The following is a 23,181-nucleotide window of genomic DNA, read 5'->3' as shown; positions in this document are numbered from 1 at the left end:
ATGAAACAATAAAAACTTAAACGTGTTTGCTGAATACAATAAAATGCACAACGCTTTAAAATTCGCAACAAGGGGATTTGTATTGCCGGATTTGTATTCCTATTTCCTGCTTATTGAAGCCAGACAGGAGACAGGAATGTTCGACGCCAAAAAACTTCTCGACCAGTTTCTGGGCGCACAAATGCCGGGTGGTGTGGGAAGCGTCCGTGACAGGGCAGGGCAGGCCACCGAACTCGCCAAGAAAAATCCACTGGCGACGAGTGCGATCGCGGCCGCCGTTCTCGGTACAAAGACTGGACGGAAGCTTGCTGGAAATGTTGCAACCGTCGGCGGAATTGCTGCCATTGCTGGACTTGGTTATCTTGCTTACAAGAATTACAAATCCGGCCAGGCACCTCAGAGCGCCGAACAGTCTGTAGCCCGCGAGCCGGAACTTCTGCCGCCGCCGGACGATTCCCCTTTCAGCCCGCAATCGCCAGCCATGAGCAACAGTTTTGCTCTCACTCTGGTGCAGGCAATGATTGCCGCCGCCAAGGCCGATGGTCACATTGATGATGCCGAGCGTGCGCGCATTATGGAAAAAGTGCAGATTTCAGGTCTTGATGATGAAGCGGAAGCTTTTTTTGCCAAGGAACTGGCCGACCCGGTCGATATAGACGCATTGGTGGCGGCAGCCGTTACGGAAGAGCAGAAAGTCGAGCTTTATACCGCATCGCGTCTCGCCGTCGATCCAGACAGTCGTGCCGAGCGCGGCTATCTTGATATGCTCGCCGGTCGGCTGGGCCTTGCGGATGCGCTGATCGATCATATCGATGCCACAGTATCTTCCATCAAAGTCTGATCAAAGAAAAGGGCGGCTGAAAAGCCGCCCGCGTTTTGTCGATTTGCTGTAAATCAGAGTGCGAAACTGGTACCGCAGCCACAGGACGCCGTGGCATTCGGATTGCGGATCTGGAACGACTGTCCCATCAGATCGTCGACGAAGTCGATTTCGGAGCCGTCCATATAGGGAACCGAGATCGAATCAATCAGCACTTTGGCGCCAAGCTTTTCGATCACGATATCGTCCTGCGTCTCATCGTTGACGAGATCGTACTTATAAGAAAAACCTGAGCAACCGCCGCCCTCGACAGAAACGCGAAGCGCAGTCTTGTCCGGTTCGGTGCTCAAAATTTTAGCGATCCGCTTGGCGGCGGAATCAGAAACGGTAATGTCTGTCATCGGTCTCATCCGCTTGGAGGGGCGATAATCGGGATAATTCCCGCAACCGCCGACTTGCCTTCATCTTCCTCTGATAGCTATGAACGCAATCATTGGAAGTCAATATTTGTGCGTAATCATATTACAGTGAAGGGTCTATCGCAATGTCGCAAGATTCCCCTAAACCGCTTGAAGGAATAGGCTTCGGTTATCGTGAGCGTGCTGCCTATGCCTGTGATCCCGCCTCAAGCCGGGGACGGCAGGTCGCAGAACCCGAAAGCATGACGCGCACCCCCTTTCAGCGGGACCGCGACCGTATCATTCATTCCACCGCCTTTCGTCGCCTCAAGCACAAGACGCAAGTGTTCATCGCGCATGAAGGCGATCATTATCGCACACGGCTAACGCACACCATCGAGGTGGCGCAGATAGCGCGGGCTCTGGCGCGGGCTTTGCGGCTTGATGAAGACCTGGCCGAAGCGGTGGCACTTGTTCACGATTTCGGCCATACGCCTTTCGGACACACCGGCGAGGAAGCACTGAACACGCGCATGAAGGACTATGGTGGTTTCGATCATAACGCCCAGTCGCTGCGCCTCGTTACCAAGCTGGAACATCGCTATGCCGATTTCGACGGGCTCAATCTCTCGTGGGAAACGCTGGAGGGGCTGGTTAAGCATAATGGCCCACTGCGGGGACCTTATGCTGCACATCCGGAAATTGCCGTGCCGCAGCCTATTGTCGATTTCAACCAACGCTATGATCTGCAACTCGAACAGTTTGCAAGCCTGGAGGCGCAATGCGCAGCGATTGCTGATGATATTGCCTATAATGCGCATGACATTGATGACGGTTTGCGTTCCGGCCTGTTGACGGTCGAGGCGCTCGACGCGGTGCCGCTGACAAAACGCTTGCTCGACATCGTGCGCGACCGTTATCAGGGCCTTGATAAGGTGCGCACCGGCCATGAACTGGTACGCCGCCAGATTACCGTGATGGTCGAGGATGTGATAAGGGAATCGCAGAGGCGGTTAAACGAAGAAAATCCGCAAAGTGTGGAGGAGGTGCGCGACCAGCATCGCAGCCTGATCGCCTTTTCTGACCCCATGCGCGAGGACGAGAAGACGCTGAAGCGCTTTTTGTTCAAGAACCTTTACTTCCATGACAGCGTCGTGGTGCGCCGTCATGCGGCAGACCGGATTGTGCTCGATCTTTTTGATGCCTGTTTCGCCGACCCCACGGTCATGCCAGCTGAATGGCGCACGGGCTGCGAGACGCTGGATGAGGCCGCGCGCGCCCGGCAAATCGCCGACTACCTCGCCGGTATGACGGATAATTATGCCGTGCGTGAACATCGACGATTGTTTGACCATACACCCGATTTAGCTTAATCGGAGCGGGACGAAGCGGGTTTCGAAGCCGTTGGGCGACGAAAGCTCCGCTATTTTTTGATGAGCCGACGCGCAGGATCGCACCACGATCATCGCGAAAAGCCTGGCAGGATAGACAATGAATATCTTTGCAGATTTCGACGCACGTATTAAAAAAACGCTGCAAGAGATTGATATAAAACAAAAAGACGGAAGTGTTCTTGAACTCGCGCGTGTTAGTGTCGAGCCGCCGCGCGATGCGTCTCATGGCGATATCGCGACCAATGCGGCGATGGTGCTTTCAAAATCTGTCGGTCAGAATCCACGCGAGCTGGCAGTCCGCATTGCTGAAGCGTTGAAGAATGACAGCGATGTCGAGACGGTGGATGTCGCAGGGCCCGGCTTTATCAATCTTCGCCTCAAGGCTGGATACTGGCAGCGCGAGCTTGCCGCCATGCTGAATGCAGGCACGGATTTCGGGCGCTCGCAGTTCGGTCAGGGCACAAGGGTTAATGTTGAATATGTTTCCGCCAACCCGACCGGCCCAATGCATGTCGGCCACTGCCGGGGAGCCGTTGTCGGCGATGTGCTTGCGAATCTTCTGAAATTCGCGGGCTATGACGTCGTCAAGGAGTATTACATCAACGATGCTGGCGCGCAGATCGACATTCTCGCGCGTTCCGTCATGCTTCGCTATAACGAGGCGCTTGGTGAAGAGATCGGCGAAATTCCGGCGGGGCTTTATCCGGGTGATTATCTGGTGCCGGTTGGTAAGGCGCTGGCCGATGAGTTTGGCCGCGGCCTCAACCAGATGCCGGAAGATGAAGCATTTGCGATCGTCAAGGATCGCACCATCGACGCCATGATGGTGATGATTCGCGCCGATCTTGAAGCGCTTAACGTGCATCACGACGTGTTTTATTCCGAGCGCACGCTGCATGCGGATCGGGCGCGGGCTATCCGCAATGCGATCAACGATCTGACGTTGAAGGGCCATGTCTACAAGGGCAAGCTGCCGCCACCCAAGGGCCAGTTACCTGAAGAATGGGAAGACCGTGAACAGACCCTGTTCCGCTCGACCGAAGTGGGTGACGACATCGACCGTCCCCTGATGAAGTCGGACGGTTCCTTCACCTATTTTGCTGCTGACGTTGCCTATTTCAAGGACAAGTACGACCGTGGCTTCAATGAGATGATTTATGTGCTTGGTGCTGATCATGGTGGGTATGTGAAGCGTCTCGAAGCCGTTGCGCGTGCCGTATCCGACGGCAAGGCCAAGCTGACCGTTCTTCTGTGCCAGCTGGTCAAACTGTTTCGCGACGGCGAGCCGGTACGCATGTCGAAGCGTTCGGGTGAGTTCATAACTCTGCGCGATGTGGTGGATGAAGTGGGGCGCGATCCAGTTCGTTTCATGATGCTTTACCGCAAGAATGATGCGCCACTCGATTTTGATTTCGCCAAGGTAACCGAGCAGTCGAAGGACAATCCGGTTTTCTACGTGCAATATGCGTCTGCTCGGTGTCATTCGGTGCTGCGTCAGGCTGTCGAGCAGATCGGATTGGCTGATCTGGATCGCGCAGCTATGGCTGCACAATTCGAGAAACTCACGGATGAGAGCGAAATTGCGCTGGTACGCAAACTTGCTGAATATCCGCGTCTGATCGAAACGGCAGCCCTGCATCAGGAGCCGCACCGGCTTGCATTTTACCTCTATGACCTTGCAAGCGCGTTGCATTCGCAGTGGAATAAGGGCACCGAAAATCCAGACTTACGTTTTATTAAGGTTAACGATCCAGAATTGTCGTTAGCCAGGCTAGGGCTGGTAAAGGTTGTTTCTGAAGTGCTGACGTCCGGGTTAACGATAATCGGTGCGGATGCCCCAACGGAAATGCGCTGAGATCGAACATTCTGCAACCGTTCGATACCCGCGCGGTGACCATCGCCTACTTTTGCCCATATTGCCTCGCTAAAAAGCAATGTAGGACGTCTTGCGGCGTCCAGGGTTTGAGTTAGGAACACGCCATGACGGACAGCAGTGCAAATTCCCGTAGTTACGGCGAGCGTCCGCTGCACGATGACGATCCGCTGATGGAGCTTTCGCGCATCGTCGATTTCGGCACACCTGTTGGAAACAATCAGGCGTGGAACGCGCGCGAAACACATAATGTCCATGATGCCGATGAGGGGCAACACGGACAGTCTGGGTTCGATTCGCTTGCTCTTGATCTCGAAAATGAGCTTTTGGGTAATTTCGATTATTCCGAACCCGCCGCTCAAGAGAGGCAATACGATGTTGATCCTCTTGACGCGCCCCATGAAGAATATCATCGCGCCGCAGAGCCGTTAATCCACGACGATGAGCTTTTTTCTGCGCTGGGCGAAGAGCTCGAACTTAATCACGAAGCACCAGTTGCCGCGCCTTCGGTTCCGGCCTTTGAAGATATGGGGTCGTCCGAGCCAGTTTCGCGGTTCGATTATACGCAGTATTCATCTTCGAGCGATTCTTACTCCCCGCAGCCCGCCGCCGGTGATGAGACGTCTTACCGCGAAAATTATGAGGCCGATGAGGTTTCTTATACGGCATCGGCTGCTTATGATCGTATGATCGAAACCCCGCCATCCCGCCCAGAAGCCGTCCGCCCGACGCTTTCGCTGGAAGACGAGCTGGAAAACCTGCTTTTCAACAATGAACCATCCGATAACGATACGCAGTCTGCTCTCAATGAATATGCAGACCCTGACGCCGATGTTTCGAGAGACGATTATAACCCCGTAAAAGTGCCGGAAAACGCCTCTTTCGGCCGTGGGGATTATGCCCCCTTTTCTAATCAACAGGTCTCTTTCCAGCAGGAAAATGAACCCGCTTTTGATGAACAGATTCTCGATAACTTCAATCTTGATGATCTGACTTTTGACGAACAGCAGGAGCAAATCACAGCCGATTCGGCGTATGAGGAACCGGTAGCCCGTTTGGAAACCACGGAAAATTCCTATTATGAGCGCGGCAATTTTATGCCCGGTATTGCCGGACAGATGCCGTCTGCTCTTGCATCATCGCTTGCGTCGACAGGCATGCAGAGCGAATCGGGTCTGGAAGGCGAGGATTTCTCTTTTGATGAGGCCTTTGCTCTTGATTCGGATGAATTGACCTCCGCAGGGACTGTGGATGGTACTGAGGAGGATGTCGCCGGGCTTTCGGATATCGGTCTCAATGAAGATGATTTCTTCAATGAAAGCGATCTGAATCTCAGGGACGGTAATGTCAGCGATGATGCTCCAGGAACCTATACCCATGCCGTTCTTGCAGATGAGGATTATCGCTCTTCTTCAGCTTTTTCCCAATTCTCCGCTCCGCGTGTGGCGAGCACGCCAGCGCCGGAAGTCGAAACGCTCAGCGTCGCTGAAAACAAGGTAGAGCAAACCTTTTCGCTTGATTTACCCGAAGTCAATTACGACAATGAAGAGGACGCGGCGACGGGCCTTGATGATCTTGAAGCCGAGTTTGCCGAGGTGTTCAACACGGTCGGTTTGGACGATAGCCAAGCCTCGTCCAGTGCTCAAAGCGAGGCGGACAAGGCTTTTGAGGATATCTTCCGGGAAAACGTTTCAGGTTATTATCAAGCCGAAAGCAAACCGGAAAGCGCCTCGCTCGGTAGCTCAGCCGCTGGTGCCGCTATGGGGCTTGGTGCTGCGGTAGCCGCTAGCGCAACCGCGGCTGGTGCTTATGTGCGATCACAGCTCTCAGCACGGGGGCAAACGCGCAACAATGCTGTAGAAGCCACCGGTAGCGAGGATAATTTCTACAATCATTGGGCGGCATCGGGCGCACAGAATGTCGAAGATGGCCAGTTGGGTGCGCGTGCTGTCATGCAGCCCGAGGACGAGCTTGGTGAAGCCGCTGCGGCTTATCGCGACCGTCCGGTGAGGGGGCGTCGCGGTCTCATTCTGGCAAGTGCAGCGGGTGTGCTCGTCCTGATCGGCGGTATCGGCTATCAACTCATCGGTGGCAGTTCCGACGAGCCGGTTGTTATTCAGGCCGATAATCAGCCGATCAAGCAACAGCCGGAAAATCCGGGTGGTGCGACCGTTCCTAATCAGGATAAGGCTGTTTATGACCGCGTGGCAGGAACCTTGCCCAATAACCCCGAACAAAAGGCCCTGATCAGTTCCGGCGAAGAACCGGTCGATATTTCCACAGCCAATTTCGAAAATAACGGAACGCAGCAAGCAGCTGACGCTGATGACAATGCACCGCTCGTCCAGCCACGCGAAGTCGAAACCATGATTGTTCGCTCAGACGGCTCGATTGTGCCTTCGCAGTCCTCACAGCCGCAGGCGGCAAGCCCGCAGCAGCAGGCTGCAAGCAATGATACACTGCCTTCTGTTCCCGCAGGTAACGATGAAATAGGTGCCATCGCGGCAGCCGATGCCGGACAGGCAAGCGTTGCAAGCCAGCCTGCAGCCGCGGAACCTGCAACGCGCACGCCAGCTCCGGCACCACGTGCCCCGGTCATTCCGTCACGTCCGGCCGATCAACCGGTCAATGTAGTGGGCTCTGTTGCGCAGCGTACGCAAAATCAGGCAGCGGCGCCGCAACAGACAGCGTCTGCTGCAGGTGCCGGTGGATATTTCATCCAGATTGCCTCGCAGCCCTCTGCCGAACTGGCTCAGAAGTCCTACGCCAATATGGCTCAAAGATATGGTAGCGTGATCGGAGGTCGCAGCGTCGACATCAAGCGCGCTGACATTACCGGCAAAGGCACCTATTACCGCGTGCGCGTCCAGGCCGGTTCGCGTGAAGAGGCCAGCGCTTTGTGCGGAAGGCTGAAATCAGCAGGTGGCGACTGTCTTGTCACGCGTTAGATAATTGATCCCAAAATAAAAAAGGGCGGCGCGAGCCGCCCTTTTCTTATGCACTATCAAGCGCGAGTTTGTTGCGGTAAACCGTATCCAATCTTATCAGATGACCGAGGATTTTTGCATGAAACAGCGCAAGGCATGGATTGCCGGTGTATCGGGAACAAAGTTGACAGCCGATGAGGTGGCTTTCTTTCGGGATGAAACACCGTGGGGCTTTATTCTCTTTGCGCGCAATGTCGAAAGTCTTGAACAGGTCACGGAATTGACCGCGCATTTTCGCGAATTGACGGGGCATGAACAAACTCCGGTTTTTATCGATCAGGAAGGGGGGCGCGTCCAGCGCCTGCGTCCACCACTGGTTCCCAATTATCCTGCCGCCGCTGAAATTGGTGCGATCTTTGCCCGTGATCGCGAGGCCGGGTTACGTGCAGCATGGCTTCATGCCCGCTTGCATGCTTTTGATCTGTTGAAGGTCGGCGTGACTGCGGACTGTCTGCCGGTGCTTGATGTGCCGATTGAAGGCGCGCATGATGTGATCGGTGCGCGCGCCTATTCAAAAAATCCGCATGAGGTGGCAGAAATGGGCCGTGCCGCCGCCGAAGGTCTACTTGCGGGCGGCGTGCTGCCGGTGGTCAAACATATGCCGGGCCATGGCCGGGCATTTGCCGACACACACAAGGAACTGGCGCGCGTGAATGTGCCGCTCGCTGAGCTGGTAGCACATGATTTCGTGCCGTTCAGGGCGCTCAATGAGCTGCCGATGGCGATGACGGCCCATGTCGTGTTTGACTGTATCGATCCGCATCGTCCATCCACCTTGTCGCCGACTGTGATCGACGCGATTATTCGTGATTTGATCGGCTTTGACGGTCTGGTCATGAGCGATGATGTTTCGATGAAAGCATTGTCCGGCAGCCTTGGTGATCTTTCCGAAGGCATCATCGAAGCCGGCTGCGATATTGTACTCTATTGCGCGGGCGTCATGGAAGAACTGGTCGAAGTGGCCGCCCGTGTTCCACTCCTTGAGGGAAAATCACTGCGCCGCGCAGAACTTGCAGAAGTCTATGCCGGCGATCCTGATCTTTCGGATGAAGAAGAATTGCGTGCCGAATTCAACGGCATGTTCGAGGCCGTAGCCTAATTCATAAAAATCGCTAAACTGTCTTGCGTTTGTCACGTGAAGGAAACGGGCTTGGCTGCATCAGGCATAAACACAGGCATTAAAGACGGTGCTCTCGTGCCGATGGATACGCTGTGGCAAAATGATGCTGAACGCGCGCAAAGCGAACCATCATTGCTGGTCGATGTGCAGGGCTTTGAAGGCCCGCTTGATCTGCTGCTGCATCTGGCCCGCAACCAGCGTGTCGATCTGGCGCGTATTTCCGTTCTGGCGCTGACCGAACAATATCTAAGCTTCATCGAACGTGCGCAGGCGTTGCGGTTGGAGCTTGCTGCCGATTATCTGGTGATGGCGGCATGGCTGGCCTATCTGAAATCCAAATTACTGATCCCCAAACAGCAGGGTGATGATGGCGAAACAGGCGAGGAGTTGGCGGCTTCGCTGCAATTCCGTTTGAAAAGACTTGAAGCCATGCGCGACGCGGCCGCCACGCTTGTCAACCGCGATCAGCTTGGGCGCGATGTCTTTGCAAGGGGAATGCCGGAGGCGATGGTGGTGGATCGCAACAGCCATTTTTCAGCAACCCTTTACGATCTTCTGACCGCTTATGCCTCGCAACGTCAGCGGCAAACTGTTACCAATGTGCAGATATCCAAACGCGCGGTCTGGTCGTTGAAAGAAGCGCGGGCGGCTCTGGTGCGCCTCTTGGGCGGTACGGTTGGCGACTGGTTCGCGCTCGACGGTTTTCTGGTTGATTATGCGTTGTCGCCGCAGGAACGCGCATCTGCGCTGGCAAGCTCCTTTGCAGCCAGTCTTGAATTGGTGCGTGCTGGCAAGCTCGAGGTTCGCCAGAACGCCCCCTTCGATCCAATCTATATGCGGGCGACAGCAGGTTTAAGCCAACTGGATGAGGACGACGATGTCTGAAGCAGAGCACCATCTGGCGCAGATTGACAGTGACGACGATGAATTTGAAGCCGTTCCGGAAGGGCCGCAGGCACTGGCCGATCTGGCGCGCATTGTCGAGGCACTTGTTTTTGCCTCCGCTGATCCGGTGCCTGAACGTTTACTTGCAGAGAGACTGCCTGCCAATGCAGACCTTGCTGTAGTGTTGCGGCATTTGCAGAAGGTTTATGAGCCTCGCGGCGTGCATTTCGTGCAAGTTGGCGCAGCCTGGGCATTTCGTACCGCTCCTGATCTTGGCTTTCTGATGAGCCGCGAAAAAGTGCAGCAACGCAAACTTTCGCGTGCTGCCTTGGAAGTTCTGGCTATCATCGCCTATCACCAGCCGGTAACCCGCGCCGAGCTTGAGGATATCCGCGGCGTTGAAACCTCCAAGGGCACGCTTGATGTGCTGATGGAAACCGGATGGGTTAAATTGCGCGGACGTCGTCGCACACCGGGACGCCCGGTGACATATGGCACGACGGAATCATTTCTCGATCATTTTGGTCTGCCGGAGATTCGCGATCTGCCCGGATTGGATGAATTGCGCGGGGCAGGGCTCCTCTCCGGACGTATGCCCTCTGGCTTTGCCGTGCCGGTTCCCAATGTCGATCCCGATGAATTATCCGAGGATGAAGAACCACTGGAAGACATCGACCTTGAAGGTCTTGGCCTGCTGGCTCCGCGCGGAGACTGATTGCTTGTTGCATCGCAAGGACGCATGCGACGAATTAATTCATCATATTGGGGTCGATCTGCGTAGTTCTGTTTGAAAGATCGGCTTAAAACGCTTAAATCATTATGAGCGTTGCAGGTTACACGCCGCAAAGGCGGCGATGAGAGGAATGAAATGGGTAGCTTATCTGTCTGGCACTGGCTGATCGTTCTTGCGGTTGTGCTTCTTCTTTTTGGTCGCGGCAAAATCCCCGAATTGATGGGTGATGTCGCCAAGGGCATCAAGAATTTCAAGCAGGGCATGAATGACGATGATGCCAAGGATGACGTGAACGACGATGGCCGTACGATCGACGCCAAGGCGAGCGAAACCGTCAAGCCCGTCAAGAAAACCGCCAAGTCCTGATCTGTTGGTTGATAATGCCTGCGTATCCTGATGGATGCGCAGCGTGTTTTGTTTTTAATTTGCGGTCTTCCGCCAAGAGACGGGACGCGCCTATATTGCGCGGAGTAGAATATGCTTGATGTCGGTTGGTCTGAATTGCTCGTCATAGCGATTGTGATGATCGTTGTCGTCGGGCCGAAGGATTTGCCGAAGATGCTGCGCGCTTTCGGTAAGGCTACGGCCCGTATGCGTTCGACGGCCAATGAGTTTCGTCAGCAATTCAACGAGGCCTTGAAAGAGGCTGAGCTGGAGGACGTCAAGAATATCATAGACGAGACCCGCAAGCTTGATCCGCGCTCGAAGCTGACACAGGTTTTTGATCCGATTCGCAGCGCGGGCGAAGATTTGAAGTCGAGCATGGAGGCTTCAACCTCCATGTCGCCTGCTACACCTGAAAAGATAGCGGAAGTGACGACACCGGTCGATCTCAACGGCGCACCGGTTGTGCCGTCAGAGCCTGTGAAGACGGCTGAAAAAGAACAGGCCCCAGCCAAAGCCAAGCCTGCAACGCGAGCCAAGCGCAAGGCGTCTGCGGAAAAGCCGGCCATAAAACCAGCCTCTTCGGCAAAAACCGGTGCAGCCAAGGCAAAGACTTCGGTCAAACCCGCTTCGGCAAGAACCTCTGCGGCGAAGGCAGCGCCTGCAAAAGCAGCTGCGAGCGAGAAGAAGCCTGCAGCGAAAGCTGTGCCGTCTGCCAAAAAGCCTGCCAACAAAAAGACAAGCCCGAAAACAGGCCCTAAAACAGGAATTAAAGCGTGAAACGGGAAGAGGAAGACATCGAACAGAGTGCTGCACCTTTGCTCGATCATCTGATCGAACTGCGCCGCCGCCTCATCTGGGCGATCCTTGCGTTCTTCATCGCATTCATTTTCTGTTTTGCCTTTGCCAAGCAGCTGTTCAACATGCTCGTCGTTCCCTATCAATGGGCGATCGACTGGGCGGGTATGGATCGTTCCAAGGCGGAACTCATCTACACCGCACCGCAGGAATTTTTCTTCACGCAGGTGAAAGTGGCGATGTTTGGCGGCGTGGTGCTGGCTTTTCCGATTATCGCGGCGCAGATATATAAGTTTGTGGCTCCCGGCCTTTATAAGCACGAGCGCATGGCGTTCCTGCCATTCCTGATCGCATCGCCGCTTCTGTTTTTGCTTGGCGGCGCGCTCGTCTATTTCTTCTTCACGCCGATGGTTATGTGGTTCTTCCTTGCCATGCAGCAATCCGGCGGTGGCAGCGAAGTGCAGATTTCACTTCTGCCGAAAGTGTCGGAATATTTAAGCCTCATCATGACGCTGATCTTTGCTTTCGGTCTTGTTTTCCAATTGCCGGTAGTCACAAGCCTCATGGCGCGTGTGGGGCTGTTGACGTCGGAAGGCCTTAAAGACAAGCGCAAATATGCCATCGTCATCGCTTTTGTTGTGGCAGCCGTTCTGACACCGCCCGATCCAGCCAGCCAGATCGGTCTTGCCTTGCCGACGATCCTTCTCTACGAGGTTTCCATCATTCTGGCGCGTATGATCGAGAAAAAGCGGGACACGGACCAGGCATCGGCTGATGCTGAAAGTGACGCTTCCGCCCCCTGATTGCGCATTATCATAAGTGCCGGTCGCGGTTTGCGTCCGGCTATGGTTCAATTTCACGAAACGGCTTTTTCCATGCTCGACATCAAATGGATTCGCGAAAACCCCGAAGCGCTCGATAGAGCGCTTGAAAAACGCGGGGCAGCGCCGCTCTCGTCAGACCTGATTGCGCTCGATGAACAGCGCCGCGAGCATGTCGGCAAGGTTCAGGCGGCACAGGAACGACGCAATGCAGCCTCCAAGGAAATCGGTAAGGCTATGGCCGCAAAGGACGCGGAAACCGCCGATAAGCTCAAGGCGGAAGTGGCCGAACTCAAGAATTTTTTGAGTGCCGCAGAGGATGAAGAACGTCGCCTGGTCAAGGAACTGACCGATTCACTCTCCACGCTTCCCAATATTCCGCTCAATGACGTGCCGCTTGGCAAGGACGAGGCGGATAATGTCGAAATTCGTCAGATTGGCGACAAGCCGGTTTTCTCTTTCCAGCCCAAAGAACATTATGAACTGGGGGAAGCGCTTGGGCTTATGGATTTTGAGCGTGCGGCCAAGCTTGCCGGGGCGCGTTTCACGGTTCTGAAAGGTGCGCTTGCGCGTCTTGAACGTGCGCTTGGACAGTTCATGCTTGATCTGCACACCACCGAGCACGGCTATATGGAAACCATGCCGCCGCTGATGGTGCGCGACGAGGCGGTATACGGCACCGGACAATTGCCGAAATTCTCCGATGACCTGTTTCGCACCACCGATGGGCGCTGGCTCATTCCGACTGCGGAAGTGCCGCTGACCAATCTGGTTGCCGACGAGATCGTCGATGTGAAAAGCCTGCCGCAGCGCTACACGGCACTCACCCCGTGCTTTCGCTCGGAAGCGGGCTCCGCCGGACGCGACACACGCGGCATGTTGCGCCAGCACCAGTTTCTGAAAGTCGAAATGGTGTCGATCACCGATGCCGACAGCGCTATCGCTGAACATGAACGCATGACGGCTTGTGCCGAAGAAGTATTGAAGCGTCTCGGCCTGCCGTTCCGCACCGTGGTGCTATGCACGGGTGATATGGGCTTTGGTGCTCAAAAGACTTACGATATCGAAGTCTGGGTGCCGGGCCAGAACACCTATCGCGAAATCTCCAGTTGTTCGGTCTGTGGTGATTTTCAGGGTCGCCGCATGAATGCGCGTTATCGTCCTGAAGGCGAGAAATCCACGCGTTTCGTGCATACCCTGAATGGTTCGGGCGTTGCCGTCGGTCGCGCCTTGATTGCGGTGATGGAAAATTATCAGGAAGAAGATGGCAGCATTCGCATTCCTGAAGCACTTCAGCCCTATATGGGCGGTCTCACACGGATCGAGAAGCCCGCGTGATTCGGATAATGATATTGTGAAGGAGTGAAACGTGCGCATTCTGCTGACGAACGATGACGGTATCCATGCTGAAGGCCTCGCAGTTCTGGAGCGGATTGCGCGCAAGCTTTCCGATGATGTGTGGGTGGTGGCACCCGAAACAGATCAGAGCGGGCTTGCGCATTCGCTGACCCTTTCCGAGCCTCTACGTCTGCGCCAGATTGACGAGCGTCACTTTGCGCTGCGCGGCACGCCGACCGATTGCGTTATCATGGGCGTGCGCCATGTGCTGCCGCAGGCTCCCGACCTCATCCTGTCCGGCGTCAATGCCGGGGCCAATATTGCCGATGATGTGACTTATTCCGGCACCGTGGCCGGTGCCATGGAAGGCACGCTTCTGGGTGTCCGCGCCATCGCGTTGTCGCAGGAATACGAATACGAAGGCGATCGTCGCATCGTGCCGTGGGAAACCGCTGAAACGCATGCGCCGGGCCTCATCCAAAAACTCATTGAGGCGGGCTGGCCGGAAGGCGTGCTGCTCAATCTCAATTTTCCCAATTGTGCAACTGACGAAGTGAAAGGCACGCGTGTGACGGCGCAGGGCAAGCTGAGCCATGACGCACGTCTTGACGAGCGCCGTGACGGGCGCGGTTTTCCTTATTTCTGGTTGCAGTTTGGACGGTCTAAAGCAGACGTTGCCGATGACAGCGACATTGCCGCTATTCGAGCCGACTGCATTTCGGTAACGCCACTGCATCTTGATTTGACGGCGCACAAGGTGCGTGCAGAATTGAGCAAGTCGCTGGGAATTGAAGCATGAAACAGGCGGGGTCGAAACGCCTGCCACTTTCGGACAAGGAAGGCTTTGCTTCCTTCGTTCTCAGGATGCGCGCACGCGGCATCGATGATCCAAAACTTTTTGCGGCGATCGAGACGACGCCGCGTCAGAATTTTCTGGCTTCGACCTGGTCGGATCTGGCTTACAGCACGCGCACCGTGCCGCTCGATTGCGGTGAGTATATGGAAGGCATTGACGAACAGGCGCGTATTCTTTCAGCGCTCAAACTCGAACCCGGTCATCGTGTTCTGGAAATCGGCACGGGTTCCGGTTTTACCGCAGCGGTGATGTCGATGCTTGCCGGACGCGTGACGACGATGGAGCGCTATCGCAAGCTATGCGACCACGCCTTGCAGCAATTCGTGGCGCTCAAGCGCGAGAATGTCGTGGTCAAGCATGCTGATGGACGCCATGGGATTGGCGGCGGGCCTTTCGACCGTATTCTGCTGTGGCTGGCCTGTGAGGACATACCGCATCATCTGGTCGATATGCTGGCAACGCATGGCGTGTTGATCGCGCCGATCGGTCCGGCTGAAAGCACACAGGTGATCACGCGTATCGCCAAGGTCGGCAGCCGCTTTGAGCAGGAAGAATTGATGCGCGTGCGTTACCAGCCGTTTATCGAAGGTGTATCCGCGATTCTCTGATGCAACCCTCGGCAATGCAAAACCTGTAATTGCGTGGTTATGGTATTCAATTGGTGAATCTTTTTTCCAAAAGTGCTCGTTCTTAACCAGAGAGTAATATTAACGCTATTTAATCAGTTCCAGTGAGTTTCGAGTATGGACGGGTTGAACATGCGTTTTCCAATTTTGCAGCATACGTCCGAACGTCTTTTGCGCAATGTCGCAGTCGTTCTGATTGCCGGTTTCGGGGCCGGGTGCAGTGCCGATACGATGCGGTTCACCGATGGCCTCTACACCGGCGCGACGCCGCGCCAGCCTGTCGCGCAATCGTCTGCCAATAATGTTTATGCAGCAGCACCTGTCGCTGCCGCGCCGCGGACCAATGGCACTGTTCAGCGCGGTTCGTCGCTGCCTGCTGTTTCTTCTGCTTCGATGGTACCACCTGTTGCGGCTGCTTCCCAGCAGGCTCAGGATCAGTACAATCAGGCGCGAACGGCCGCTTCAGAGCGGGTGAATAATACTGTAGTCGGCGCTGAAACCAGAGTGGCGAGTGCAGCTGGCGCCGCGCGTGACACAGTCAATGGTGCCAAAGAGAATGTTCTGGGCCAGCTACCGGTAACGCCGGGGCAGGGAGGCGGAAATGTTTTTGCTGCCGCTCCGCAAGCTGCTTCTAGTGGCGGTTACACTGTACAGAGCGGCGATTCGCTTTTTTCGATTGCACAAAAGCATAATTTGCCGGTCGATGAGCTGAAAAAGGCCAACGGTCTATCCAACGGCGCTATCCGTGTCGGTCAGGCTCTGGTCATTCCGGCAGCAGGGGCCGCAGCACCAACACAGGTTGCAGCCGTCACACCGCAACCTGCCAATCCAGCTAAAGCTGCGGGAACGCCCGCACAGCCTGATGCAAACGCGAACGTGAAACCTTATACGCCGCCACAGGCCAGCAATAAGGTGATTGAGGAAGCTGAGAAGGATCAGGCCGCAGCGCCGTCTTCTACCGGCATTTCACAGATGCGTTGGCCGGTTCGTGGCCGTATTCTCGCAAGCTTCGGCCAGCGTGAGGGTGCATCGACCAGCGACGGTATCGACATCATGGTCCCGGAAGGTACGTCCGTGAAGGCTGCAGAAAACGGTGTCGTGATTTATGCCGGTGACGGTCTCAAGGAATTCGGCCAGACGGTTCTGGTCCGCCATGATAATGGTCTGGTGACGGTTTACGGCCATAATAGCCAGATCGTGGTCAAGCGTGGCCAAAAAGTGCGTCGCGGCGAGGAACTTGCCAAGTCCGGCATGAGCGGCAATGCCAAGTCGCCAAAACTGCATTTTGAAGTGCGTAAGGATTCAGCGCCCGTTAATCCAGCAAAATATCTGGAAAGCTGATAGCGCTAAAATCGAATTGAAAAAGGCGGGTTTTAAACCCGCCTTTTTTGTTTACATTATGGTTCCAAGGCGCCCTGCAAGGTCTTGAATATATTGCCACGCTACGCGACCAGAACGGTTTCCTCGCGTCGTCGACCATTCGAGCGCTTCCGCATGCAGTTTCGTCGGGTCATAGTCGAGTTTGAAATGCGCGGCATAGCCGTCCACCATGGCGAGATAATCATCCTGGCTGCATTTATGAAAGCCGAGCCACAGGCCGAAACGGTCTGATAGCGACACCTTTTCCTCGATGGCTTCCGAAGGATTGACTGCCGTGGAGCGCTCATTGTCGATCATGTCACGCGGCATGAGGTGACGCCGGTTGGATGTCGCATAGAAAATGACATTGTCCGGGCGGCCTTCGACACCGCCTTCAAGGGCGGCTTTCAGCGACTTATAGGATGTGTCGTCATGATCGAAGGATAGATCGTCGCAAAACAGGATGAATCGGTGTGCGGTGTTCTTGATGAGGTTCATGAGCGTTGGAAGGCTGTCGATGTCCTCGCGATGGATTTCGATCAGTTTTAGCGGAGCGTTATCACCAGTTTCGGCATTGATGCTGGCCTGTGCTGCTTTGACGAGCGAGGACTTGCCCATACCGCGAGCGCCCCACAAAAGCACGTTATTGGCCGGATACCCCTTTGCAAAACGACGAGTATTCTCGACAAGCTGGTCGCGCACCAGATCGACACCGCGAATGAGCGCAATATCGACGCGGTTCACGCGGTTGACCGGTTCAAGCGTCAGACGCTCAGGTGCCCAGACAAAACAGTCTGTGGCATCCAGATCAGGTGTTTCAGGTCTTGGCGGTGCAATGCGTTCGAGCGCGTTGATCAGTCGGTCCAGTTTCTGGCTGAGTATATCTTCGGTCGTCATGTCATGTCCCTATGCTGAGAGAAATGGCTTACAGCATCGGTCCGCAAATCGGAATCGATTTTTGGAAAGCGCTGTGCGCAGAATAAACATGCAACAGCGATGTCGAAAAGTGTGCGACCTTGGCACAGACGGCGGATCGTCGGTTGCATTTGGGCACTCAACCATTGTAATGCCGTTGATAATTGTCTTCGAGACTTCAGAGGAGTTCCCAATGTTTGTAACACCGGCTTACGCTCAGGCCCAAGGCGGCGCTTTCGGTCCGGATATGCTGATGAGCATTCTGCCGTTCGTGCTCATTTTCGTGATCATGTACTTCCTGATCATCCGTCCGCAACGCACACAGATGAAAAAGCGTCAGGAAATGCTGACTTCTGTTCGTCGCGGCGATACGGTCGTAACCGGTGGTGGCATTGTCGGCAAGGTACAGAAAGTTATCGACGATAATGAACTTGAAGTCGAAATCGCCGAAGGTGTTCGTATCCGTGTTCTGCGCAGCACGCTTATCGATGTGCGCGTGAAGGGCGAGCCCGTCGCGGACAACAAGAACAAGTAATCTCTTTTTGAGATCAAGAAGGCTCCGGTAAGATTTTTCTAACCGGAGCCTGAGCATTATCGGACAGGCGCAATTCTTTGAGGCTGCGCCTGGACACCGCCGAAGCGCATGAAACTGGCTTTTTGGCAAAACTCATCCAGACGAAAACGGAATTGCTGTTCTATGCTCTATTTTTCACGCTGGAAATCGGCCCTGATATGGTTGGCTGTTCTCGTCAGCTTCGCCATCGCATCTCCTAATTTTTTCTCGCGTGAAACACTAGCGAGCCTGCCGGGCTTTCTGCCCAAGCAGCAGGTGGCGATGGGGCTTGATCTTTCGGGTGGTTCCAGACTTGTTCTGCGCGCACCCAATGCGAGCAAGGGCAATCTCGAGCGTACCGCTGAGATCATGCATCAGCGTCTGGAAGAACTTGGCTATGGCACGCCCAATGTCGAGGTTGAAGCGCGCAATCAGATCCGCGTCGAGGTTCCTGGGCTTTTCGATGCGCAGCTTCTCAAAGACATTCTGAGTATTCGCGGTGAACTGTCGTTCCGCGCCGTGGACGACACGGTATCGCCCGACGACGCCATTCGGGGTACTGCGCCTGCGGATAGCGAAATCGTTTATTCCTACGATGATCCGCCGGTCGGCTATGTGGTCAAGAAGCAACCGATCCTCACTGGTGCCAATATTACCGATGCCAAGGCAAGCCTTTCGGAAGATGACGAAGAACCTGTCATCGCGCTCACACTTGACGAGGCTGGCCGCAAGAACCTCGCTGCTTTCACGGCCAATGCCAACACCAATCGTAATGGTAGTAGCTTCGCCATCGTCGTCGATAATCAGGTGGTTTCAGCGCCAGAAATCAGTGAGCCGCTCGATACCGATGAATTGCAGATTTCCGGTGCCTTCGATTTACAGGCCGCAAATAATATGGCTGTGGTGCTGCGTTCAGGTGCCTTGCCACAGGCGGTCAGCGTTCTTGAAGAGCGCACCATTGCATCAGCGCTTGGCGAGGATTATGCCAGTGCTGCCGTCACCGCAGCGCTTCTTGCCGCACTTCTCGTCGGCCTCTTCATGGTGCTGTCCTACGGCATTCTTGGCGTCATCGCGATGGTGGCACTTGTGGTCAATATCATCATTCTGACCGCCATCATGTCACTGGTGGGTGCTGCGATCAGTCTGGCGAGTATTGCGGGCCTTGTACTGACCATCGGCATGGCGGTGGATGCCAATATCCTCATTTACGAGCGCGTGCGCGAAGACCGCCGCAAGGGCTATTCTGTCGTCCAAGCGATGGAATCAGGCTTTTATCGCGCATTGTCCACCATCGTTGACGCCAATCTGACGACCCTGATTGCAGCCCTTGTTCTGTTCCTGCTTGGATCGGGCGCTGTGCATGGCTTTGCCCTGACGGTTGCAATCGGCATCGGCACAACGCTGTTTACAACACTCACTTTCACGCGGCTTTTAATCGCGCAATGGGTGCGGGCAGCCAAGCCAAAGGAGGTGCCAAAGCGTCGCCTCAAGCTGGTACCGACGACGACGCATATTCCGTTCATGCGCCTGCAATTCGTAACGCTCGGTATTTCTGTTCTTGCCTGCGCGGTCGTCGTGGCGCTTTTCGTCAATATCGGTTTCAACTACGGCATCGATTTCCGTGGCGGGTCCATGGTCGAGATGCAGTCCCGCGAAGGTGACGCCAATCTCGACGATATCAATGAGCGTCTTGCTGAACTCAATATCGACAGCGCCCGTGTCATGCCCGCCAAATCGCCACGTTCTGCATTGGTGATGATCGGCTCTCAGGAAGTGGGTGACGATGCCGAGCAGACGGTCGCAGTCAAGCTGCGTGGCGAATTTGAACCGGATTATTCATTCCAGCGCGTCGAGGTTGTCGGTCCAACCGTGTCCGAGCAGCTTTCAAGAGCGGGAATCATTGCCGTCATCCTGTCGCTGATCGGTATCTTCGTCTATGTCTGGATACGCTTTCGCTGGCAATTGGCGCTCGGTGCCGTGCTTTCAACACTTCACGATGTGATCATCCTTGCGGGCATGTTCATTGTATTCCGCATGGAGTTCAACCTGTGGAGTGTCGCGGCAATCCTGACCATCATCGGCTATTCGCTCAACGATACGATTGTCATCTATGACCGCGTGCGCGAAAACCTTCGCCGCTACAAGAGCGCGCCATTGCCTGCAATCATCGATGCATCGATCAACCAGACCCTGTCGCGAACGCTGCTGACCTCGTTTGTAACCTTCCTTGCGCATATTCCGCTCTATGCCTTTGGTGGGGCTGAGATCCGCATGTTTGCGCTTGCGTTGAGCGTCGGCATCATCGTTGCCAGCTATTCATCGATCTTTATCGCGGCACCGCTTCTGGTGCAGTTTGGCTTAAAACCGCGCGGCCCCGAAGAGGGCGACGATGGCCAGATGGGCGACGATCTTGAGCAATCGCTTAATCTGGAAAGCTGAGCATGGCCAAGGGCATTGAAATTCGCGAAGCACATTTCCCGGGACGAGCGCCGATCGACGCTTACGGCAATGGCGGTTTTCGCTTTGCGGAGATGTCGCATCGCGGTTCGGTTCTCTGCCTGCCATCCGGCATTCACGGCTGGGAGCCTTCAACGCCGCCGGTTCTGGCGCGTGGCGATCTTGCAGAAATTCTGGCGCAGGCCGGCGATATCGAGATATTGCTGGTCGGCACCGGCATGGATTTGCGCCGCATCCCGGAAGATGTACGCGCTGTGCTGCGCGAGCATAACATTTCTTCCGATCCGATGAGCACCGGGGCGGCCGTGCGCACCTATAATGTGCTGCTTGCCGAAGATCGGGCGGTTGCGGCAGCATTAATTGCTGTAGACTGATATAATGAAAGACAATGAGGCTCATTGCCTGGCCCTTCTGCGTGAAGCGGACCCGGATCGCTATCTGTCGGTGCTTTATGCGCCTGCAGAAAAGCGTGGCGGTCTCGCAGCACTCTATGCGTTCAATGCGGAAATCGCGCGTATTCGTGATCTCGTGCATGAACCGTTGCCGGGCGAGGTGCGGCTGCAATGGTGGCGTGACCTGATCAATGGCGAGGCAAGGGGCAGCGCGGAATCCCACCCGGTCGCTAGCGCTCTCATCGATACGATTGAAAAATACGCGCTGCCGCGCAGTGCATTCGACAATTACTGTGAAGCACGCATTTTCGATCTTTATAACGATCCGATGCCTAGCCGTAACGATCTTGAAGGCTATTGCGGCGAAACCGCATCCGCCATCATCCAGCTTGCCTGTTTGGTTCTTGATCGCGATGCAGCCCAGGCTCACACTGAGACTGCCGGTCATGCCGGTGTGGCACAGGCCATTGTTGGATTGATGCGGCTTTTGCCGATCCATCGCCGCCGCGGCCAGCTTTATGTGCCTGCTGACATGCTGGCATCAGTGGGTGTGAGTGGCGAGGTGTTTTTAAGCGGTGAAGACAAGGCGGCCTTTCAAAGGGTCGTTCATGTCATGCTCGCACTCGCTCGTGAGCATCTTGCCAAATTCGAGGCGGCGAGGGTGCAGGCACCCAAAAGCCTTGCCTCGGCATTTCTGCCACTGGCGCTCGTGCCTGCTTATCTTGCGACCCTTGAACGGTTGGGCGAGAAGGCCGGTGAAAAACTGGCCGATATTTCTGCGCTGCGCAAGCATTGGCTGATGCTGCGCAGAGCACTGAAATAGGCTTACAGTTCAAGCCACGCCTTACAATCGGCCAGCGCACGCGCCGATAATGCGCGTTTTTTGGCAAGGGTCTTTTCCTTGCCGCGCAGGCGCACGCCTTCCTGCTTTGGCACCTCGACCGGCGGAAACAGCCCGAAATTGACATTCATGGGCTGGAACGAGCGTTTGCCGGGTTCCTCATCGCTTACGATATGTCCGCCCGTGATATGGCCCAGAAGCGCACCGAATGCGGTGGTCAGCGGTGGGGCGACGGCGGCTCCGCCGCGCTTTTCGGCAACCGTGAAGCGACCGGCCAGAAGACCGATAGCCGAAGATTCGACGTAGCCTTCGCAGCCGGTGATCTGGCCTGCAAAACGTAAAGCGGGGCGGGATTTCAACCGCAGCACATCATCGAGCAGCACGGGCGAGTTGAGGTAAGTGTTGCGATGCAGACCGCCGAGCCGCGCGAATTCCGCATTTTCCAATCCGGGAATCATTTTGAAAATGCTACTTTGCGAGCCGTATTTCAGCTTTGTCTGGAAACCGACCATATTATAGAGCGTGCCGAGTGCATTATCCTGACGCAATTGCACCACCGCATAGGCCTTGACGGTCGGGTTATGCGCATTGGTTAGCCCCATGGGCTTCATCGGGCCATGACGCAGCGTTTCAGGCCCGCGTTCGGCCATGACCTCAATCGGCAGACAGCCGTCGAAATAGGGGGTGCCTTCCCATTCCTTGAAATCGGTTTTGTCGCCTTCAATAAGCGCTGCAATGAACGCCTCGTATTGCGCCTTGTCCATGGGGCAGTTGATATAATCCTTGCCGGTGCCGCCGGGACCGACCTTGTCGTAGCGCGACTGAAACCAACACACATCCATATTGATCGAATCAAAATGCACGATCGGCGCAATGGCATCGAAAAAGGCCAGTGCACTGGCGTCGGTTTGTTCAGCAATGGCGTCTGCCAGCGATGGCGCTGTCAGCGGGCCGGTGGCAACGATCGTCCTGCCCCATTCTTCTGGCGGCAGGCCGGTAATTTCTCCACGCTCAATGGTGATCAAGGGATGGGCTTCGAGCTTCTGCGTCACGGCTTGCGCAAAGCCTTCACGATCAACGGCCAGTGCGCCGCCTGCGGGAACCTGATGCGCGTCCGCGCAAGCCATGATGAGCGAACCCGCCAGCCGCATTTCGGCATGCAGCACGCCAACGGCATTGGTTTCAGCATCATCGGAACGAAACGAATTCGAGCAGACGAGTTCTGCAAGCTGTTCGGTTTTGTGCGCGTCCGTGCCGCGCACGGGGCGCATTTCATGCAGAATGACGGGCACACCAGCCTGGGCAATCTGCCATGCAGCTTCAGAGCCGGCGAGACCGCCACCAACGATATGAACGGGAGTAAGATCGAGAGTGTTTGACATGTTCACTCCCATATCTCCTTTAAACGCACTCAGCAATGGAGATGAAGACGTGCAAGGCACAGAAAAACAAATGGCATCCATCGCAGTGCGAGGGATGCCATTCTGATAAGACCGGTCTGGGAGGAGGGTAACCGATCTTGTTATATCGCAAAACCTGGGAGGAGGAGAGCTTTGCGATGACCGGGACTGGTGGGAGGAGGATCCAGACCCGGAGAAATTCTTCAAAAGGCAGGCTGCGAAAGCGGCCTG

Annotated in this window: 21 protein-coding genes; 18 read left to right on the top strand and 3 right to left on the bottom strand. The window is 55.4% G+C overall.

The features are described from left to right. Positions 1-136: 136 nt before the first annotated feature. Entirely contained in the window at positions 137-841 is a 705-nt protein-coding gene (locus tag AAIB41_RS04040; protein WP_343314330.1) for a tellurite resistance TerB family protein, read from the top strand. A 53-nt stretch (positions 842-894) separates the two neighbouring features. On the opposite strand, the gene erpA is transcribed toward AAIB41_RS04040, so the two are convergent. Then, positions 895-1,221 carry an iron-sulfur cluster insertion protein ErpA gene (gene erpA / locus AAIB41_RS04035; RefSeq protein WP_343314329.1) on the bottom strand — a complete coding sequence of 109 codons (327 nt, stop codon included), beginning with the start codon at positions 1,219-1,221 and terminating at the stop codon, positions 895-897. A gap of 143 nt (positions 1,222-1,364) precedes the next feature. On the opposite strand from erpA, the gene AAIB41_RS04030 reads away from it, so the two are divergent. The 13 genes from AAIB41_RS04030 to AAIB41_RS03970 all read left to right on the top strand — a co-directional run bounded on the left by AAIB41_RS04030 (position 1,365) and on the right by AAIB41_RS03970 (position 16,374). Beyond that, entirely contained in the window at positions 1,365-2,591 is a 1,227-nt protein-coding gene (locus AAIB41_RS04030; protein ID WP_343314327.1) for a deoxyguanosinetriphosphate triphosphohydrolase, read from the top strand. Between the two features lie 118 nt (positions 2,592-2,709). Continuing rightward, a complete protein-coding gene (gene argS / locus AAIB41_RS04025) occupies positions 2,710-4,467 on the top strand; it encodes an arginine--tRNA ligase (RefSeq protein ID WP_343314326.1) in 1,758 nt (585 codons plus the stop codon). A gap of 125 nt (positions 4,468-4,592) precedes the next feature. Further along, a complete protein-coding gene (locus tag AAIB41_RS04020; RefSeq protein ID WP_343314325.1) occupies positions 4,593-7,433 on the top strand; it encodes an SPOR domain-containing protein in 2,841 nt (946 codons plus the stop codon). A 118-nt stretch (positions 7,434-7,551) separates the two neighbouring features. Continuing rightward, the gene (gene nagZ, locus AAIB41_RS04015) at positions 7,552-8,571 is read left to right on the top strand and encodes a beta-N-acetylhexosaminidase (RefSeq protein ID WP_343314324.1); all 1,020 of its coding nucleotides are present in this window, start codon (positions 7,552-7,554) and stop codon (positions 8,569-8,571) included. A gap of 51 nt (positions 8,572-8,622) precedes the next feature. Then, positions 8,623-9,477 carry a ScpA family protein gene (locus AAIB41_RS04010; protein WP_343314323.1) on the top strand — a complete coding sequence of 285 codons (855 nt, stop codon included), beginning with the start codon at positions 8,623-8,625 and terminating at the stop codon, positions 9,475-9,477. Further along, complete coding sequence (gene scpB, locus AAIB41_RS04005) at positions 9,470-10,192, top strand: SMC-Scp complex subunit ScpB (protein ID WP_343314322.1); 723 nt, start codon at positions 9,470-9,472, stop codon at positions 10,190-10,192. The genes AAIB41_RS04010 and scpB overlap by 8 nt, the downstream gene beginning before the upstream one ends. A 153-nt stretch (positions 10,193-10,345) precedes the next feature. Beyond that, positions 10,346-10,576, top strand: a complete 231-nt coding sequence (locus tag AAIB41_RS04000; protein WP_343314320.1) for a twin-arginine translocase TatA/TatE family subunit — start codon at positions 10,346-10,348, stop codon at positions 10,574-10,576. A 111-nt stretch (positions 10,577-10,687) separates the two neighbouring features. Then, positions 10,688-11,374, top strand: a complete 687-nt coding sequence (tatB, locus tag AAIB41_RS03995; RefSeq protein ID WP_343314319.1) for a Sec-independent protein translocase protein TatB — start codon at positions 10,688-10,690, stop codon at positions 11,372-11,374. Continuing rightward, complete coding sequence (gene tatC, locus AAIB41_RS03990; RefSeq protein ID WP_343314318.1) at positions 11,371-12,195, top strand: twin-arginine translocase subunit TatC; 825 nt, start codon at positions 11,371-11,373, stop codon at positions 12,193-12,195. The genes tatB and tatC overlap by 4 nt, the downstream gene beginning before the upstream one ends. Before the next feature lie 72 nt (positions 12,196-12,267). Beyond that, positions 12,268-13,551 carry a serine--tRNA ligase gene (serS, locus tag AAIB41_RS03985; protein ID WP_343314317.1) on the top strand — a complete coding sequence of 428 codons (1,284 nt, stop codon included), beginning with the start codon at positions 12,268-12,270 and terminating at the stop codon, positions 13,549-13,551. A gap of 31 nt (positions 13,552-13,582) precedes the next feature. After that, a complete protein-coding gene (gene surE, locus AAIB41_RS03980; protein ID WP_343314316.1) occupies positions 13,583-14,350 on the top strand; it encodes a 5'/3'-nucleotidase SurE in 768 nt (255 codons plus the stop codon). Next, complete coding sequence (locus AAIB41_RS03975; protein ID WP_343314315.1) at positions 14,347-15,015, top strand: protein-L-isoaspartate(D-aspartate) O-methyltransferase; 669 nt, start codon at positions 14,347-14,349, stop codon at positions 15,013-15,015. The genes surE and AAIB41_RS03975 overlap by 4 nt, the downstream gene beginning before the upstream one ends. Before the next feature lie 135 nt (positions 15,016-15,150). Beyond that, positions 15,151-16,374, top strand: coding sequence for a peptidoglycan DD-metalloendopeptidase family protein (locus AAIB41_RS03970; RefSeq protein WP_343314314.1), 1,224 nt, complete (start codon positions 15,151-15,153; stop codon positions 16,372-16,374). A 51-nt stretch (positions 16,375-16,425) separates the two neighbouring features. Here the strand turns inward: AAIB41_RS03970 and AAIB41_RS03965 are convergent, their stop codons facing one another. Continuing rightward, entirely contained in the window at positions 16,426-17,289 is an 864-nt protein-coding gene (locus AAIB41_RS03965; RefSeq protein ID WP_343314313.1) for an ATP-binding protein, read from the bottom strand. Between the two features lie 211 nt (positions 17,290-17,500). On the opposite strand from AAIB41_RS03965, the gene yajC reads away from it, so the two are divergent. The 4 genes from yajC (at position 17,501) to AAIB41_RS03945 (ending at position 21,532) form a co-directional block, all read left to right on the top strand. Beyond that, the gene (yajC, locus tag AAIB41_RS03960) at positions 17,501-17,842 is read left to right on the top strand and encodes a preprotein translocase subunit YajC (RefSeq protein ID WP_343314312.1); all 342 of its coding nucleotides are present in this window, start codon (positions 17,501-17,503) and stop codon (positions 17,840-17,842) included. A 162-nt stretch (positions 17,843-18,004) separates the two neighbouring features. Continuing rightward, positions 18,005-20,299: a protein translocase subunit SecDF gene (gene secDF, locus AAIB41_RS03955; RefSeq protein ID WP_343314311.1), complete on the top strand. Its 2,295-nt coding sequence runs from the start codon at positions 18,005-18,007 to the stop codon at positions 20,297-20,299. 2 nt (positions 20,300-20,301) lie between these two features. Then, complete coding sequence (locus AAIB41_RS03950; protein ID WP_343314310.1) at positions 20,302-20,691, top strand: Mth938-like domain-containing protein; 390 nt, start codon at positions 20,302-20,304, stop codon at positions 20,689-20,691. Positions 20,692-20,695: 4 nt separating this feature from the next. Next, the gene (locus AAIB41_RS03945) at positions 20,696-21,532 is read left to right on the top strand and encodes a phytoene/squalene synthase family protein (protein ID WP_343314309.1); all 837 of its coding nucleotides are present in this window, start codon (positions 20,696-20,698) and stop codon (positions 21,530-21,532) included. A 2-nt stretch (positions 21,533-21,534) separates the two neighbouring features. On the opposite strand, the gene trmFO is transcribed toward AAIB41_RS03945, so the two are convergent. Then, entirely contained in the window at positions 21,535-22,932 is a 1,398-nt protein-coding gene (gene trmFO, locus AAIB41_RS03940; RefSeq protein WP_343314308.1) for a methylenetetrahydrofolate--tRNA-(uracil(54)-C(5))-methyltransferase (FADH(2)-oxidizing) TrmFO, read from the bottom strand. Between the last annotated feature and the right edge of the window lie 249 nt (positions 22,933-23,181).

The sequence above is a fragment of the Brucella sp. BE17 genome (genome assembly GCF_039545455.1).
Taxonomy (GTDB): domain Bacteria; phylum Pseudomonadota; class Alphaproteobacteria; order Rhizobiales; family Rhizobiaceae; genus Brucella.
The sequence above is the reverse complement of the archived record's forward strand: the minus strand, read 5'-3'. Positions and strand labels throughout refer to the sequence as shown.